General features: G+C 43.0%; 20 protein-coding genes. 4 read left to right on the top strand and 16 right to left on the bottom strand.

The genetic code is table 11. From position 1 onward, the window contains the following. The 13 genes from PHE37_RS08970 to PHE37_RS08910 form a co-directional block, all read right to left on the bottom strand. Window positions 1-837 (bottom strand): DsbA family protein, encoded by an 837-nt coding sequence (locus tag PHE37_RS08970; RefSeq protein ID WP_300008449.1) that lies wholly within the window; start codon window positions 835-837, stop codon window positions 1-3. Then, the gene (locus tag PHE37_RS08965; RefSeq protein ID WP_299996620.1) at window positions 791-1198 is read right to left on the bottom strand and encodes an FxsA family protein; all 408 of its coding nucleotides are present in this window, start codon (window positions 1196-1198) and stop codon (window positions 791-793) included. The genes PHE37_RS08970 and PHE37_RS08965 overlap by 47 nt, the downstream gene beginning before the upstream one ends. Next, window positions 1195-2898 (bottom strand): proline--tRNA ligase, encoded by a 1704-nt coding sequence (locus tag PHE37_RS08960; RefSeq protein WP_299996623.1) that lies wholly within the window; start codon window positions 2896-2898, stop codon window positions 1195-1197. The genes PHE37_RS08965 and PHE37_RS08960 overlap by 4 nt, the downstream gene beginning before the upstream one ends. Further along, the gene (hemA, locus tag PHE37_RS08955) at window positions 2898-4190 is read right to left on the bottom strand and encodes a glutamyl-tRNA reductase (RefSeq protein ID WP_299996626.1); all 1293 of its coding nucleotides are present in this window, start codon (window positions 4188-4190) and stop codon (window positions 2898-2900) included. Before hemA ends, PHE37_RS08960 begins: the two co-directional genes overlap by 1 nt. Next, window positions 4191-5081: a polyprenyl synthetase family protein gene (locus tag PHE37_RS08950; RefSeq protein ID WP_299996629.1), complete on the bottom strand. Its 891-nt coding sequence runs from the start codon at window positions 5079-5081 to the stop codon at window positions 4191-4193. It lies immediately after the preceding gene. A 14-nt stretch (window positions 5082-5095) separates the two neighbouring features. Further along, the gene (locus PHE37_RS08945; RefSeq protein ID WP_299996632.1) at window positions 5096-5500 is read right to left on the bottom strand and encodes a hypothetical protein; all 405 of its coding nucleotides are present in this window, start codon (window positions 5498-5500) and stop codon (window positions 5096-5098) included. Window positions 5501-5507: 7 nt separating this feature from the next. Continuing rightward, window positions 5508-5792 carry a DUF2018 family protein gene (locus tag PHE37_RS08940; protein ID WP_299996635.1) on the bottom strand — a complete coding sequence of 95 codons (285 nt, stop codon included), beginning with the start codon at window positions 5790-5792 and terminating at the stop codon, window positions 5508-5510. A 201-nt stretch (window positions 5793-5993) separates the two neighbouring features. Further along, entirely contained in the window at window positions 5994-6221 is a 228-nt protein-coding gene (locus PHE37_RS08935) for a CopG family antitoxin (protein ID WP_299996638.1), read from the bottom strand. Further along, window positions 6208-6471 (bottom strand): BrnT family toxin, encoded by a 264-nt coding sequence (locus tag PHE37_RS08930; RefSeq protein WP_299996641.1) that lies wholly within the window; start codon window positions 6469-6471, stop codon window positions 6208-6210. The genes PHE37_RS08935 and PHE37_RS08930 overlap by 14 nt, the downstream gene beginning before the upstream one ends. A gap of 83 nt (window positions 6472-6554) precedes the next feature. Beyond that, window positions 6555-6833 carry a hypothetical protein gene (locus tag PHE37_RS08925; RefSeq protein ID WP_299996644.1) on the bottom strand — a complete coding sequence of 93 codons (279 nt, stop codon included), beginning with the start codon at window positions 6831-6833 and terminating at the stop codon, window positions 6555-6557. A 97-nt stretch (window positions 6834-6930) separates the two neighbouring features. After that, entirely contained in the window at window positions 6931-7863 is a 933-nt protein-coding gene (gene rsmH / locus PHE37_RS08920; protein ID WP_299996647.1) for a 16S rRNA (cytosine(1402)-N(4))-methyltransferase RsmH, read from the bottom strand. A 26-nt stretch (window positions 7864-7889) separates the two neighbouring features. Then, window positions 7890-8771, bottom strand: a complete 882-nt coding sequence (locus tag PHE37_RS08915; protein WP_299996650.1) for a LysR substrate-binding domain-containing protein — start codon at window positions 8769-8771, stop codon at window positions 7890-7892. A gap of 12 nt (window positions 8772-8783) precedes the next feature. Next, window positions 8784-10094, bottom strand: a complete 1311-nt coding sequence (locus PHE37_RS08910) for an adenosylmethionine--8-amino-7-oxononanoate transaminase (protein WP_299996652.1) — start codon at window positions 10092-10094, stop codon at window positions 8784-8786. Between the two features lie 118 nt (window positions 10095-10212). Between PHE37_RS08910 and PHE37_RS08905 the strand changes: the two genes are divergently transcribed. The 4 genes from PHE37_RS08905 to PHE37_RS08890 are packed head-to-tail and all read left to right on the top strand — an operon-like array spanning window position 10213 to window position 14551. Beyond that, entirely contained in the window at window positions 10213-11679 is a 1467-nt protein-coding gene (locus tag PHE37_RS08905; protein WP_299996654.1) for a peptidylprolyl isomerase, read from the top strand. 1 nt (window position 11680) lies between these two features. Continuing rightward, the gene (ftsA, locus tag PHE37_RS08900; protein WP_299996658.1) at window positions 11681-13093 is read left to right on the top strand and encodes a cell division protein FtsA; all 1413 of its coding nucleotides are present in this window, start codon (window positions 11681-11683) and stop codon (window positions 13091-13093) included. An 18-nt stretch (window positions 13094-13111) separates the two neighbouring features. After that, on the top strand, window positions 13112-14248 hold the full coding sequence (ftsZ, locus tag PHE37_RS08895) for a cell division protein FtsZ (RefSeq protein WP_299994593.1): 1137 nt from the start codon (window positions 13112-13114) through the stop codon (window positions 14246-14248). A gap of 33 nt (window positions 14249-14281) precedes the next feature. Continuing rightward, window positions 14282-14551 (top strand): J domain-containing protein, encoded by a 270-nt coding sequence (locus PHE37_RS08890; RefSeq protein ID WP_299994595.1) that lies wholly within the window; start codon window positions 14282-14284, stop codon window positions 14549-14551. Window positions 14552-14670: 119 nt separating this feature from the next. Here the strand turns inward: PHE37_RS08890 and PHE37_RS08885 are convergent, their stop codons facing one another. The 3 genes from PHE37_RS08885 to PHE37_RS08875 form a co-directional block, all read right to left on the bottom strand. Beyond that, window positions 14671-15198, bottom strand: coding sequence for a DUF1643 domain-containing protein (locus PHE37_RS08885; RefSeq protein WP_299994597.1), 528 nt, complete (start codon window positions 15196-15198; stop codon window positions 14671-14673). Between the two features lie 79 nt (window positions 15199-15277). After that, window positions 15278-15856: a hypothetical protein gene (locus tag PHE37_RS08880; RefSeq protein ID WP_299994599.1), complete on the bottom strand. Its 579-nt coding sequence runs from the start codon at window positions 15854-15856 to the stop codon at window positions 15278-15280. A 101-nt stretch (window positions 15857-15957) separates the two neighbouring features. Next, a complete protein-coding gene (locus tag PHE37_RS08875) occupies window positions 15958-16503 on the bottom strand; it encodes a hypothetical protein (RefSeq protein ID WP_299994601.1) in 546 nt (181 codons plus the stop codon). Window positions 16504-16717: the final 214 nt, after the last annotated feature.

Raw genomic sequence — 16717 nt, 5'->3', positions numbered from 1 at the left:
TTACTTAACCTTAATCTCTTTATATTTGTTTTTCGAAGGATCTTTTTGACCGTCAAAGAAAACCGTCGGTGTTCCCGCAACCATCATGGATTGGGCCACCTTTTGGTCAAATTCGAACTGTTTAACCACTGACGGGCGTCGAATATCGGCAACCGTTACTTTGGTTCCAAACGTTTTATTAAAGGCATCGAGAATTTTTTGTTCATCTCTTTCGTTAGGGTTAATATCTACTTTATAGAGCCCTAAAACCGCATTGTCTGTCCCGTTTTGATCGATCGCGATAGCAGCCTTGGTAAGAGCAACAGAGGCTGGATGCAATCCTGCTAAAGGGAAATGGTAATAATAGACGGCAAACGTTTTAGGATATTTTTCCATATAGGCTAGTGCATCCGGTACATATTTGCGGCAAAACGGACAAAGCGGATCAGAAAAAACCGCTACTTTATGAGGAGCATTGGCATCTCCGCTGATACGGTTCGCTTTAGTATAATACGCATTATTAAAATCAGGTGCAACAATATCATTGTATCGTTCTCCGGTTTTAATATTGACAAATTCCGGAGCTATTGTATTGCCATTGACAAAATAAGTGGCGTTTTGATTGATATGGCGAACATCGTTCCCCTGCTTCACGTCTGCTTCGATAGTGATAAAATAGGTCTGCCATCCGCTCACACCTGAGAGATTTTGTTTACCTGCTACATCAATCTGGAGATTAGAGATATTCGGATTTCCCCCTATCCCTTTTTTCAAAAATGAGACTACTTCGGCATCAGTAGCCGCCATCAAACTAGCGGAGAGTAGTAGAATCGTTGATAATTTCGGCATCAATGACATTGTCATCCTTTGATTTGGTTTGTGTGGGGTATTTTCGCGAAAAACGGTTAATGATAAGCGAACTGAAAAGAGAAAATTGCATCAAGATTCCGATAATGTCACTTAAAAATCCGGGGACGATCAAAAGAATCGCGCCTAAAAGTCCCGTCATATTCCGTTTGGTAAAACTCTCCATCGTGATTTGACGCGTTTGAAGCGCAAAAAGATTCTCACTGAGGGTATGACGAAAATTCATCAATAAAAAAATCCCCAAGAATGCACTCAAAACGATTTCGAGGAAAGTGGCAAGGCCACCGATACGGGAAGCAATCTCCACCGTTACGACCACCTCTAAAAAAAGGTAGATCAGAAAGTAGATCATCCTCGTAATTCCTGGATTTTTTCTAAGACATGTGCAGCTTCTACGGTAATGATCTCACGTGTGGCACGGATCATAATTTGTACCGAACCGTTTTCAAGCTCTTTACCGACAATGACCGTGAACGGGAATCCGATCAATTCGGCATCGGACATTTTAAATCCGAACCGCTCTTTGCGGTCATCCAAAATTGTTTCAATACCGCATTTTTGTAAAGAGGCATACAACTCTTCCGCATACGCCATGTGAGACTCTTCTTTGATATTCGAGACCATAACGTTCACCAGATACGGAGCCGTCGCATGGGTCCAGATACACCCTTTTTCATCATGATGCTGCTCGATAACGGCCGCGACAAGACGGCTGACACCCATACCGTAGGTTCCCATGATAAACGGCTGAGACCGTCCGTTTTCATCCAGATATTCCGCTTTCAGCGGTGCGGAATAAACGGTACCGAGTTTGAAAATATGTCCAACCTCTATCCCTTTGGTATGTTCCATTTTACCGCCGCAATGAGGACATCCGTCACCCACTTGAACCGTTACCAGATCCGCAAACGGTGCGTCGTTCATAACACTCAAATCTACACCGACGAAATGGTAATCCATTTCATTTGCACCGCAAATCATTGAGGCTGCATTGCGGGTGTCGTTGTCCATGACAAAACGGATTTTATCCTGATCCAACGGTCCGATAAAGCCAGGAACCAAACCGATTTCGACCAGTTCCGCTTCGGTAATATCCACCAAATCGATCGCACCGACGCTGTTACGGGCTTTTACTTCTTGGAGTTCATCGCATCCGCGGATAAAGAAACATACCGGTTCGCTCCCCTCCGTGTACACGGCACGCATTACGACCGCTTTGAGCGTGTAATACGGATCGACATGGAAAAAGTTGCTCAAATCCTCGATCGATTTGACATTCGGCGTTTTGAAACGGTTAAAATCAGCCTGAGGTGCTTCAGGGATCACACTGCGCGGTGCACGGCGTGCCGCTTCGACATTGGCACCGTATTCGCAGGTATCGCATACGGCAAGTGTATCTTCACCGCTATCCGCCAATACCATCAACTCTTTTGAACCTGTACCGCCGATTGCACCGCTGTCGGCTTCTACAATACGGAAATTCAGACCCAAACGTTCCAAAATACGTTTGTACGCCGCTTCCATTGCATCAAACTCACGATCCAAGTCCTCCGTCGAGGCATGAAAGCTGTAACCGTCTTTCATCACAAATTCACGTGCACGCATAAGACCGAATCGCGGACGGGCTTCGTCGCGGAATTTGGTTTTTACCTGATAGACATTGAGCGGAAGCTGTTTATAGCTCGTAACACGGTTACGGACGATACTCACCATCATCTCTTCATGGGTAGGCCCGAGGACAAAAAGGTTATCTTTGCGATCACGGAAACGGAGCAGCTCTTTACCGAATTTTTCAATCCGGCCGCTCTCCTGCCAGAGTTCTGCCGGAGTGACAAAGCTCAAATCCACTTCCAAAGCACCGCATGCAGCCATCTCTTCATTAATGATATTCTCAATTTTACGAAGCACCCGTTTTCCCAACGGCAAAAAGTTATACAGACCGCTCGCGACCTGTGCTACGAATCCCGCACGGGAAAGATAGATATGACTCGGGAGCTGGGCATCTTTCGGGGACTCTTTTGTCGTTGGGATATAGGCTTTTGAAAAACGCATTATTTTCCTTTAGGGTAATATTTACAGCTGGTTTGGCTCATCTCTTCGCCTTCATCTTGTTCCATCAAAAAACTCATTGATTCGATCAGGGCATCTACACGCATCGCATCCGAACCGTCACGCATACGCTGAGCAAACGGATGCAAAAAGCGTTTCAACGCTTGTTCGGTCGCTTTTTGAACCGCATCCGCATGCTCTTTTGGAATGTAGCCGTTTTCGATAACGCGTGCTGTCTCATTTGCTGCAGCACGATACGCTCTGACATACAAGCTTTTGATAAGCGGCTCAATCGAGAGTGTTTTCAGCCATTCAAAAAATCCGACGACGTGACGTCGAATAATCACATACGAGAGTTTTGCTTCATCTTCACGCAACGCAATATTTTCATTTACGATCTCTTTGAGGTCATCCACACTAAAGAGATGGATTCCCCAAATCTCAGGATCACATTCGATATCTCTCGGAACCGCCATGTCAAACCAATAGCGATCATACGAACACGGTTTCACCATCTCTTCGGTTATGATAGGCTGGAGCGAACCGGTCGCGGTAAACAAAAGCTCGTTTTCATTAATTGCATAAGCAAGCTCTTCATACGCTCTCACCCTTGCATTGCACTCTGCCGCAATCGCTTCGGCTTTCTCGAATGTACGGTTCATCAGGGTCACTTCAACCCCTTGGGCACTCAGGTGCTTGCATGTGATAACCGACATTTCACCTGAACCGATAACCAAGGCTTTTTTACCGTTTAAATCACCGACGCTCTCTTTGACTTTTGCAACGGCTACACTCGCTACGGAAACCGGTTTGGAAGAGATATTCGTCGCATTACGAACTTCTGCGGCACATTTAAATCCGTAATTCATGGCACGAGAAAGTTTTTGCGCCGAATAACCGTTTTCCTGCGAAAGTTTGAATGCATCTTTGAGCTGTCCCGCGATCTGGGTCTCACCCACAACCATCGAGTCCAGTGAACTCGCGACGCTGAAAAGGTGATGAATACACCCCTCATCATCGAAAATATCGGCACGGCTGTGCAGGTCTTCACGAGACATTCCCGAACGGCCGCATAACAGTTCAAATACCGCTTCACTGGCAGCGTCGGTATCGTTACAACTGCAGAATATCTCTACCCTGTTACAGGTAGAGAGGATCATCGATTCGCTGATAGCGGGAGAACTGTTGAGTTTTTCCATCGATTTGACTTGCTGGATCTCATCCACAAATGCGAGTTTTTCGCGTATGGCGATGGTAGAGTTTTTATGGGAAAAGCTGATAATCAAATAGTGCATTTAATGATTTCTCTGAATAACGGTTTCGATAATAGCGCGCAATGGCGCATTATCGCCGATTGCTTCGATCGCCTCGTCGCATAATGCACGGGCATAGCCGTATGAGCGTTCGATAATTTTAAATTCATCCATCTTGGATCGAATCCACACTTTTTCATCCTCATCCAAAACTTTGCAATGGCTGCCGACAAGACGTGTTTTCTCATCCTCGTTTAAACGTTCATACAGATCGATATACGGTAATGTCACTTTCCCTTCCGAAAAATCATTGAGAGAAGGTTTCCCGAGTGTCGCTTCATCTGCCGTAATATCTAAAATGTCATCGACGATCTGAAACGCCAATCCCAAATTTTTACCGTACGTTGCATACGCATCTGCATCTTCACCTGCCAAGACAGCCGCGCTGAATGCACACGATTCGATCAGTGTCGCCGTTTTGAGATAAAGCATTTTCAGATACAGATCGCGATCCGTATTGAAAGCCGTTGCCATTTCAACGTCCATCATCTCTCCTACAGAGAGTTTCGTAACCGATTCGGCGATAGTACGGGCGATGGAAGGGTCAAATGAGGTCAGTTCGCTGAAAGCTTTGGAGTAGAGGATATCGCCGAGCATGATTGCAATTTTACTCCCATGCGTGGCATTCACCGACGGCACGCCTCGGCGAAGCATCGCATCATCGATCACATCGTCATGGAGCAGACTTGCTGCATGGATCAACTCGACAATCGCACCGAGAAGCGGAGCGGTAGGAGCCGCAGGGGCAATTGTCAGAATCAAACGTGCACGAAGACGCTTACCGCCTGAAAGTGTAGCGAACAGCTCGCTCGCTTTGGCGTATCCGACTTCATCCACTAATTGTCCTATTATCGCTTCTACCCGTTCCAACATACCCTACTTTATACTCATTTCGTTAAATAATCCAATTTTACCTGTGTTTCTTTGTCAAACAGTAAAAAGTCAAACTGTACTGTTTGATTTACTTCATCGTATTTTTTAAATACAACAAGGACGTACGGTACGTCCGTTTCGCTGTATTTAGGAGGCAACAGACGCTTTCGAAAGCTGTCGTTATGCCCTTCATATAAAATATGCTGTCCCACGATCCGGTCAAACTTCTCATGCACTACCAAGGCTTTGTCCGTATAAAGCGTCCAACGAAAGCTCAAATTACGGTCCAACCCTGCAGTTTTGACCGACACGATAGCCGTTTGGTCTTTTTTAAGATTAAAATTTTTTAATTCTTTCCACGGAGCAGCGTGCAGATACCACCCGCTGCTCAGCAACAAAAATACAAAATATCTTTTCACCTACTGCTTACTCGTTTTGAGTTAAAACGTTTCCAACCGAAATGATGTAAAGATTTTTTGTCATCATATCGACTTCATCCGCACGCTCAAACTGCATCGTTTTAAGGATACGTTCAATTGCATCTTCGCCGTGTGCTTCTTGCAGCATAAGTTCCATAGCCGCCATACGCGTCATCAAACGCTCAAGTTCATTTTGAACCAAATCGCGATTTGCGTTGTAAACGATATCTAAAAACTTACTTTTCGGCGAACCTTGGAAAATATCGTCTTCGTCTTCAAACAAATTATACATCGTATCTCCAAAGTATCAATTTAAGAGGGCGATTATACCATCTGAATTCTTAGGTCTGTAAAAAAAGAGTTAGAGAAAAAAATATAGAAGAAAAAGATGAATGTTGAATGAATTTCAGGAGAGGTTGGATTTTAAAATAAAGGGGTTAAATCAGATCGACATCCCCAAACATCTTGGGAATGGAAAAGAAATATCTAGAATTCACCCAGTTTTTTCCAAATGTTGAGCTAAAAACATTTTCATAATTGCTTGTCGGGCAACACCAAGCCGTTTTGCTTCATAATCGAGTCTCTCAATCATCCATACAGGCAAATCAAGATTCACCCGTTTTTGCTCCAAATTAGGCCGACGTGATGCAGACCAATCCACAAACTCAGTTATATCTTCGCCATTATCAAATGCTTCGTCAAATTCTTTAGCTGTTTTCATAATATTCTACCTCCACTTGCCGTGATCGTCTCACGGAAATTATTCGAATCATTTCTGACCGATACGTTATAACAGCAGACCAGTGTTTTTCCCCGATTTTTCCTATACATATAAAACGCATTTCATCAGGAAAGTTCAAAGGAGCTTCAAGTAAATTTTCATCGAGCCATAGATGTTGTGCTTCATCGAAGTCAATCCCATGTTTTTCTCTATTTACTTTACTTTTGTTGCTATCATATTCAAATTTCATACTAATAGTATACCAAATTTAAAAATAAAATGAGTTATTGGGGATAGATTCCGTGTCGTAGCACGGAATGACGGGAGAGCAATCTAAAAGAGCGTATCCGAAATCTGACTTTTGTATTTCATTAATTCCACTTTAGCTTTGATAAGACGATTTTCTTCCATCAGAGAATCATGTTCATGCGTGAGTGTTGATATCTCACGGCTTTTAAAATAGATTTGGGTGTTGATAAAAATTTTAGGAAAAACGATCACTAACACCAAAAATATACCTACAAAAACATTCCGTAAAAAAATCGGCCCCATCGATTCATCGGGAGAGATGATATGCTGGGTCTCTTCTAAAATATCGTGCTTTTCGCTCATACTATTTTCCATTTTGAACAACAGAGGAATAAAATCCCTCTGTCTACGCTTGCCGCTAAGGCACTAAAGCTAGCCTCTTCGAGGCAGACATCTACTTTCATTCTGAAAGCCCTCTTCGGATCTCAAATATTCGTAATTTTGCGCTTCTACTTCGCGAATTGGCACGAAGTTCATCGTCCTGTGCCGTTAGCGGTTTTTTGGTGATCACTTTTCCGATGGAGTGATTGTTCCCACAGGTACATCGCATCGCATCATCGGGACAAATACAGTTTTTTGCCCATTTCGAAAAGCGGTTTTTGACGATCCGGTCTTCCAAAGAATGGAACGTAATAATCGCAACGCGCAAATGTTTGATCGATGATGTCTCTATAGCATCCAGCAATCGGGTCAATTCACCCAGCTCATCGTTGACTTCAATACGAATTGCCTGCATCACGAGGGTCGAAGGATGGATTTTTTTGCCCTTGGGCATCAAATGAAAAATCGCCTGAGAAAGCTCTTTTGCCGATGCGAACGGTCGGCGCTGAACAATCGTCTCCGCCACTTTTCGGGCATTGGTCACTTCGCCGTACTCGCGTAAAATGTTTTCCAATGCCCCTTGAGAATACTCATTGACAACCTCGGAAGCACTCAGTTCTGCATTCGGATTCATACGCATATCGAGGGTATCGCTCTCATACGAAAAGCCCCGTTCCCGCTGATCAAGCTGCAAAGAAGAAACCCCGATATCGGCTAAAATACCGCAAATTTTTTCCCCGTTTTCTTTCATTACCTCTGCCGCAACCTCTGAAAAACGCCCTTGACGTATCTCGACACGATCTCCATAAGGGGCAAGACGCTGTGATGAAAAAGCGATCGCCGTCGGATCTTGATCGATGCCGATCAAAGAGAGTGAGGGTTTGTTATCGAGCAATAACGACGAGTGTCCGCCGTATCCCATCGTACAGTCGACGAGTTTTCCTTTTTCACACGGAGCAAACGCGTCGATAACTTCGCGATAAAGGACGGGGATATGAGGCGTTTCCTGCACTGCGTAACCTTTGGTTTTATTGGCCGTTATGATAGCTTAAGCTCACTAACATATCGTTTAAAATCGCTGATAATACGGCTCATTTTCTTCTCCTGACGCCATACCATACGAAATTCTCTTTTAAAGCTATGGGCTTTAATACGGGCTTCAAACATTTTTCCCTCTTTGAGTTCTTCAACAATGCTGATACGAGGCAAACACGAAAGTGCATGCCGGTCATTGAGTAAATACCCTTTTATCGCCTCATTGTTTTCAAATTCCATATCGATGTTCAGCTCTTTATCGATCGGAGCGATGTGCGAGAGAAAGATTTCTCGGGTCCCGGATCCGCGTTCCCGTAAAATCCACCGTTTTCGGACCAATTCATCGATAAAATAGTCCCGTTCTGTAAGGGTGGGGTCATTTCCGACCACGACAAGTTCATCGGTCATCAACGACTCCGATACGAGTTCTCCATCACTAAAATGCCCCTCGATAAACCCTAAATCGCAGATCCCTTCACGTACCATATTGATAACCTCGGTACTGTTGGCGGTTTTGAGCGATACTCTAACCTGTTCATGCGTAGATCGAAAGTTACCAATCCATTTAGGAAGAAGATAGTTACTGATTGTGACACTCGCGGCGATATACAGATGTCCTCCGCTCGAATCGGCTCGGAAGTGCTCATACAACTGCTGTGAGCGTTCCAAAATCTCTTCGGAATTCTCAAAAAAATAGCGTCCGCGCTCATTGAGCATCAATCGTTTCCCTATCCGTTCAAACAGTACATCGCCCAGCTCTTTTTCTAGTTCACGCACCGCCATGGAAACGGCTGAGGGGCTCATGCCTAATTGCTCTGCGACATCAATAACGCGGGTCGATTGGGCCATTGCACCAAAAATTTCCAACTGACGTAATGTAAACATAGTTAGTTCTCCCTATGCGTTGCTAGCACAAATCATTCTCAAAGCACTTTCTATCGCATCAAAAACATGTTTTAGCTCTTCGGGAGAGATGATGTAAGGAGGCATCACATAGATGACACCCCCCAACGGACGGATCAAAACCCCTTTTTGCAGACAGTGTTGATGTATTTTCAAACCGATGCGCTCACCCGGTTCAAATCCTTGCAATTCAATCGCTCCGATCATACCGCATTGACGAATCTCTTTTACACATTCAAACACGCCAAACCGGCCCAGCTGTTCTCCCATATAGGCTATCGTTTCTTGATTTTTTACTATCACGTTATCGTTTTCAAAGAGATCCAATGTCGCGTTGGCAGCGGCACAGGCAAGTGCATTTCCGGTATAACTGTGTGAGTGTAGAAAAGAGCGTGCAGGATCATAATCGCAGTAAAAAGCACCATATATATCTTCTGTCGTTATAACAACCGAAAGCGGAAGATACCCTCCCGTAAGCCCTTTTGAAAGAATCAAAAAATCAGGGGTAATGTCCGCCTGTTCACACGCAAACATGCTTCCGGTCCGACCGAATCCGACCAATATTTCATCGGCAATAAAATGGACACCGAATTCTTGAGCGATTTTTTTGGCTTCCGAAAGAAACAGTGGGTGATACATTTTCATCCCCCCTGCCCCTTGGAGCAGCGGTTCAACGATCAATGCCGAAATTTCCGCTCCACGTTCCTGCAGCAGATTTCGAAATGCTTGTGCGGCTTCCAACGCCGCTTCCGGTGTCTGATCTTTGGGTGAAGGGGTTTGAATCGCACGAATCAATAACGGCTCATACGTCTCTTTATAGAGGGCTACATCTCCGACAGAAAGAGCACCTAGCGTCTCCCCGTGATAACTGTCGCTGAGAGATACGAATAGACTTCGGTCATCTCCCCGATTTTTATGGGCATGATAACTCATTTTTAAAGCCACTTCGATCGCACTTGAACCGTTATCCGCATAAAAACAACGCGTTAGCCCCTCCGGTGCAAGAGCGACAAGACGCTCCGAAAGACGGATGACACTCTCATGGGTAAAACCTGCCAAAATGACATGTTCGAGTCTGGAAAGCTGCTCGATAATTTTTCCGTTGATATACGGATTGCAATGCCCGAAGAGATTGACCCACCAACTGCTGATGGCATCGATATAACGGTTTCCGTCAAAATCGTGTAAATATATACCATCCCCTTTTGAAATGGGGACAAGCGGGATCGTTTCATGATCTTTCATTTGCGTGCATGGATGCCATAAAACGTTTAAATCACGGCTTGACATCTCTAAATTATTCATCCGAAACCTCTTCAATTGAGTTATAATATGATAACATGTGTTAGTCGTCTACTATTTTCATCCAAGTTTAATGGTAAACTGAATAGAATATCTGAATTTTACAATAGGATCGTTTAATATGATTACTTGGATGCAACGCCACCGAAAATACCTGGTCATTACGATCTGGATCTCCACCATTGCCTTTATCGGAGCCGGATTCGTCGGATGGGGGCAATACAGTTACGGAAACAAGTCCGGCGCTGTTGCCAAAGTAGGAGATGTTTCCATCACTGCTGCAGAACTGCAAAGAAGCTATTCGAATATCTTTAACCAATACAATCAGCTTTTCCAAGGAAAATTTGACGAAAAACAGGCCAAACAATTCGGTCTTCAACGCCAAGCACTTCATCAACTTGTCAATCAGGCTCTCATTCTCAATCTTGCCAACAGTTACGGACTCATCGTCACCGATACGGAACTTTTGAACGTTATCAAGTCTCAGCCTAGTTTTGGGAAAGACGGCACGTTTAGCAAAAGTATCTATGAAGAGACGTTAAAGCAAAATCATTTAACGATCAAAGAATACGAAGAGTTGATGAGAAAAGATCTTTTGATTCAAAAAACACTCTATCTTCTTGCATCCGGTACGAAACCGATCGAAGAAAAAACTTTTGAAAGTGCCTTGGGCGTTTCAGATAAAATCAACTATAAAGTTCTCACACCTAATATGATCACCCTCACTGCAAATGATGCGGAGCTCAAAGCATTCTGGGAAAAACACCAAAAAGAGTTCAAAACAGAACCGAGCTATGAGGTTGCTTATGTAACGCAAGCACATCAATCCGTATCACCGAGTGAAAAAGAGATCAGTGATTATTATGATATGAACCGCCAGCTGCTAAAAGACACTTCCGGCAAAGTCCTTTCTCTCGCCGATGCCAAAGGACAAATTATTGCCGCATTAAGCGACAAAGCAACGGAAAAAGAATCTCTCCGTCTTTACATTGATTACAAAAAAGGTGCATTGAAATCCGGAATCGTTGCGCAAAAAGCCACTATCACAGCATCTTCATCACCGTTTAGCCCTGAGCTCACCAAAGAGATTCTTACCCTGGATGATCAAAAACCGTATCTTAAACCGCGTAAAAACGGAAACGAATACATCATCGTCAAACTTGAAAAAATGAATCCTGCCCGCACCAAAACATTTGAAGAGGCGAAAACAGATGTTAGTGCACTCTATCTTAACGAAGCGAAAAAAACCAAACTTCAAGAGTTAGCTCAAAACAGTTATAAAACATTCACAGGGACTACCAGTGATTTCGTCACCCATGCGGATGGTGCTAAATTAGCCGGATTGAGCAGCACCGAGGGATCAGAGTTCCTCACAAAACTCTTTACATCCAAACAAAAACAAGGTTTTGTTACCCTTGAAAGCGGAAATGTTATAATCTATAACGTTTTGGAACAAAAGTTGCTTCAAGACAAAACAATAGCGGATGAAAACACCGTGCTCAAGCTCAAAGGGAGCTTGTTGGATCAAGGGCTGATCAAAGCACTTGAGAGCAAGTACCCAGTTGAAATCTATGTAGAGGGGATTTGATTTGAAACGAACCGTTTTAGCCATTGATATCGGCTCAACAAAAGTTTGTGCGCTCATCGCGGAAATCGATGACGATAACGTTGCACAAATAATCGGAGCCGGTATCTCAAAAGCACAAGGTCTTCGCAAAGGAAGCATCACCAATATCGAGCTTGCATCCAAATCGATCAAGAGCGCGTTGAATGATGCTAAACGGGTTGCGGGAACTGAGCTTCGCAGTGCTGTCGTAACTATTTCCGGCGCCTACACCAAAAGTCTCAATTCCAGCGGTATCGTCAATATCCCAAACAAAGAGATCACTCTTAATGAGATTCAACGTGTCATGCACACGTCACTCTACAATGCCAATATCCCTAACGAATTTGAAGTACTGCATGCCCTCCCGTACAACTTCAAAGTCGATGACCAAGATTTCATTGAAGACCCATTGGGGATGAATGCTTCACGTCTTGAAGTTGAAACCCATATTATTACAACACAAAAATCGAATCTCAACAATTTGCGCAAAGCGGTCAAAGCTGCCGGTGTCGATGTCGAGAGCGTTGTACTCAGCGGCTACGCATCTGCTATCGCCGTTCTCAATAATGATGAAAAAGAACTCGGAGCGGCAGTTGTCGATATGGGTGGAAATACGAGCAACATCGTTATCCACTCCGGACACGCTATCCGCTACAACGACTTCCTCGGTGTCGGTTCAAACCATATCACCAACGATTTATCGATGGCATTGCATACACCGCTTCATACAGCGGACAATGTCAAAATCAGCTACGGTTCACTCTATGCTCCTAGCAATGATTTGATCGAACTTCCGGTTATCGGCGATGAGACTTCTACCCATGAAGTTTCTCTTGAAGTCGTCCATAACGTTATCTATGCTCGGGTAGAAGAGACCTTGATGATTATCGCTCAGTCGATTGAGAAAAGCGGACTCAAAGATCATATGGGAGCCGGTGTTGTTCTAACCGGTGGTTTTACCAAAATTGAAGGTCTTCGCGAACTTGCCGTAGCGATATTGGACAACATGCCGGTACGTTTGGCAAAACCGACCGATGTCGGCGGTCTTTTTGATACCCTCAGAGATCCTTCCTATTCGGGAGCGGTCGGACTGGTCAAATACATGGCCGGTAACTATACTCCGTACGAGATAGACGTTAACCGTCGTATGCGCCATACCGGCGAAGAGCCGCAGGCTGCTCAAGCTCACTATCCAATCCACGAAGAGGCGCCAAAATTTGAGCACCCTGCTTCAGCTTCTACTCCATCACCGGCGGCAGCAACACCGCCTCCTGTGAGGGAAGAGAAGAAGGCGGAAACTCAAAAAATGGTTAACATCGGGTCGAATAAACCTGTCCAAACCGAACAACCAAACCCAATTTCCAAGTTTTGGAATTGGGCAACTCAACTATTTTAATCACGTCAAGGAGCAAGCATGGAACCATTTTCAATTGAAGAATCAACAACTCTCACGGGAGCACGCATTGTAGCAGTAGGTGTCGGCGGCGGCGGTGGAAATATGATCGGCTATATGCTTAAAGAGGCAATTCCGGGTATCGAGTTGATCATAGCAAATACGGATGCTCAGGTTTTGGAACAAGGCAGTGCTGCAACCAAAATCCAATTGGGTGCAAAACTGACTAAAGGTTTGGGTGCAGGGATGAAGCCCGAAGTGGGTAAAGAATCGGCGCTTGAAAGTTATGAAGACCTTGCTCGTGCATTAGCGGGTGCGGACATCGTATTCGTGGCAGCCGGTCTCGGCGGCGGAACCGGAACGGGTGCAGCTCCGATCATTGCGAAAATCGCTAAAGAAGTGGGTGCGCTAACGATTGCTGTCGTGACTAAACCGTTCTCATTCGAAGGTAAAAAACGTCTTAAACTTGCGGAAGACGGTTTGCAAGAGCTTAAAAACGAATCCGATTGTATCGTTGTTATCCCGAATGACAAACTTCTCTCTATCATCGATCCGAAACTCGGTATCAAAGAGAGTTTCCGCATTGTTGACAGTGTTCTTGCACGTGCCGTCAGCGGTACATCAGGTGTTATCCTCGCCAGCGGTGACAATGACATCAACCTCGACTTCGCCGACTTGAAAACCGTTATGAGCCACCGTGGTTTGGCTCTTATGGGTGTGGGTGAATACAAAGGTGAAAACGCGGCATACGAAGCGATCAAAAATGCGATCGAATCTCCATTGCTCGACAACATGTCAGTTAACGGCGCACTCGGTGTATTGGTACACTTCAGTATGCATCCTGAGTTTCCGTTTATGGAACTCTCTGCTGCGATGGACGTCGTCCATAACAGTGTTGATGAATCAGCAGACGTTATCTTCGGTACGACTACCGATGCTAACTTGGATAAAGACTTTATCCGTATCACGTTGGTTGCTACCGGTTTTGATAAAAAAGCCGCGATGGGAATTAACAACAGCGAATTTGAAAACAAAGAAGTTCTTGCCGCAGCCGCAGCAAAACCTCGTGTCGTTATCCGCCCTGCAATGGTAGCCAATGGTGATTACAGCGAAGATTTCTTGGATGTACCGACGTTTATGCGTCAACAAAAAGACTAATTCCCACTCTCCATGCTCTCTTTTGACTCCCTTATGAAGGCCAAAACGCTCCTTGGCCTTCACGACAAATCCACCCTCTTCGATATCAAATCCCGATACAAAGCCATGATGCAGCAATGGCATCCCGACAAACACCCTGATGATCCCGAAACCGCTCACGCGATGAGTACGCAAATCAATGAAGCTTACGCCACAATGCTCGAATACTGTTCCAACTATGAATATAATCTCGAAGAAAGCTTTTTAAAAGAGCAGACCCTCACCCCGCAAGAGTGGTGGGCAAAGAAGTTTGGGGGAAGATAAAAATGTTTTATTTTCTTAAGTAAATGCTATTCTAGCTTCGTCCTCTTTTTTCGATATCCTAAAAATTTAAGATTGAATAGCTGACCCCTATCTCAAGGCATGACCCTATTTTTTTATTTTTATTTTCCAGCATTTTGATTGATGCTTGTAACCCTAGGCTCTTTAAAATCTTCAACTTTGATTATACATGGATGCTGATATCCACTCCCAGCATTTTCTGACAAACACAAAACATTTCTATTAATATTGTTTAAAATTTGTTTGACCTTACTTGCTCTATCTTTGACTAGTTTCGGTTTTTCTTCTCCCCATGATAAAACAATATTATTTGATCTTTTACATATTGCTTCAATCATCTCATCATTCTTTTCTCCAATTGGATTTTGATTGATTAACATTAGTTTTTTCTCGGTAGACCTAAAAGCAAATAGATTTAAAAGGTAGAATCCTCCCCAATCCCATTGTAGAGCTAAATTAGTAATATTACAAATAGTTTGATCACACTTTAATTCGGTAGCTTTTGATGGGTTAAGTGCTATAAATACACCAATTTCTTTATCTTCATCCCACACTCTTTTTAGCCAATATCTATAAAGTTTATCATCAGAAAATTCTGCTGATGCATAAATGATTTCTTCTTTTATCATACTTATGCCTTTATTCCTCTAACATTTAAAATGAGCCAATAAATTGCCCAAAGTGTAATTTATTGGCTCCAGTGATTTATTATGCATTTTTTCGCTTGAATACAGAAAATACTTTCTTGAGGTCAACACCAACACCAGCGAAATTTGGTTCAAGTATTAAAGAATCAACAAGTGCACCTCCAACGCCAGCTTTTTGCTCTCTTTTAACTTGAAAATTCTTAATTTCTTTTTTTTCTTTGATATCTGTAAATATCTGTTCAATAATTTTTAGAACATCAGTAGGTTGATTACAAATTCCTTTTAATTGAATAAATACAATTTCATCTTTTGGCAGTGAACCGCTTCGAACAGTTTGATTGTCTCTTTCTAAAAAGTATTGTGGATGGATTGAAGTAATCATTATTGCTGGAAGAATATCTTCAGGCTTCATACCATTAAGGCTTTCCCAAGATAATAACTCTGAAAAGAAATGACTCTCTCCAACAGGCTGTATTACTACAGCATCATTTTTTGAAGCAAATTCTGCCATACGGTCAAAATTAGAACGAAGAGTATTACCTATTGGTTCATCCCAATTGTAGTAATCAAGCACATATAAATAGTAGCTTCTTGATACGTTTTCTGGAATTTCTGCAATTGAGTGAATTTTTAATCCCATATATTTTCCTTATTGTCTATATTCATAACGTTCCATCGTTCCCAATGTCCTCATTTATAGACTCCAAAGTTGGAGCTTAGGAGCTAGAAAGGCTTTTACCACTACACCAAATTATAATTATTTAAATGATCCTTCACTAGGTTGGCAATAAAAGGCTTAGCATTACGTTCAATTGTTTTACGGCCTTGTGTTCGATGCCATATATCTCCGTTCATCATGGATTCAGATAGTTTTTGTAAAATTTTAACAGGTCGTTGAAAACAACCGTAAGAAACAAAAAAATCTTCGGACACATAACCAGTGACTTTACACAGAAAGACTTCACCAAGTTTATTTCTAGCAAATACAATATCATCAATTTTCATTCTTGAAAGCCAATAGATAATTGCAAGATCACAGCGTTGTTTACCAAGCTGCGTTTCATTAAAAGCACCATTTTCTATGAGAGTATTCTTGATTGACAGTATTTTCTTAGACAAACTTTGCTCACTAATTGAAAGTTTGGGAAAAATATCATCTTTATACTCCAATGCAAGTGCTATGTCCCCACAGCTACCATGCATACTGTGAATGAATGGTGTTTCAAAAGTGAGATTAAGATCATTCCAGTTATCTTTATCCATTCTTATGAACCAGATATTTTTCACTATTTACTCTTCCTTCTTTTTCAGATTACACCACACTGGATACCTAACTATTATATTTAATGGACATTATATATTTCAGAACTTGAATTTAACTATATAAATAAACACCAAATCTGTTTATATGTTAAAAGATAATAGTGATTTATTGCTTTAGGGGGGATAAAAGGAGGATGGATTCCGTGTCGTGGCACGGAATGACGGGATAGGTAGATTC

This window comes from Sulfuricurvum sp., assembly GCF_028681615.1.
Classification (GTDB): Bacteria; Campylobacterota; Campylobacteria; order Campylobacterales; family Sulfurimonadaceae; genus Sulfuricurvum.
Note: the sequence above shows the minus strand (reverse complement) of the source record. Positions and strands in the feature narration are given on the sequence as shown.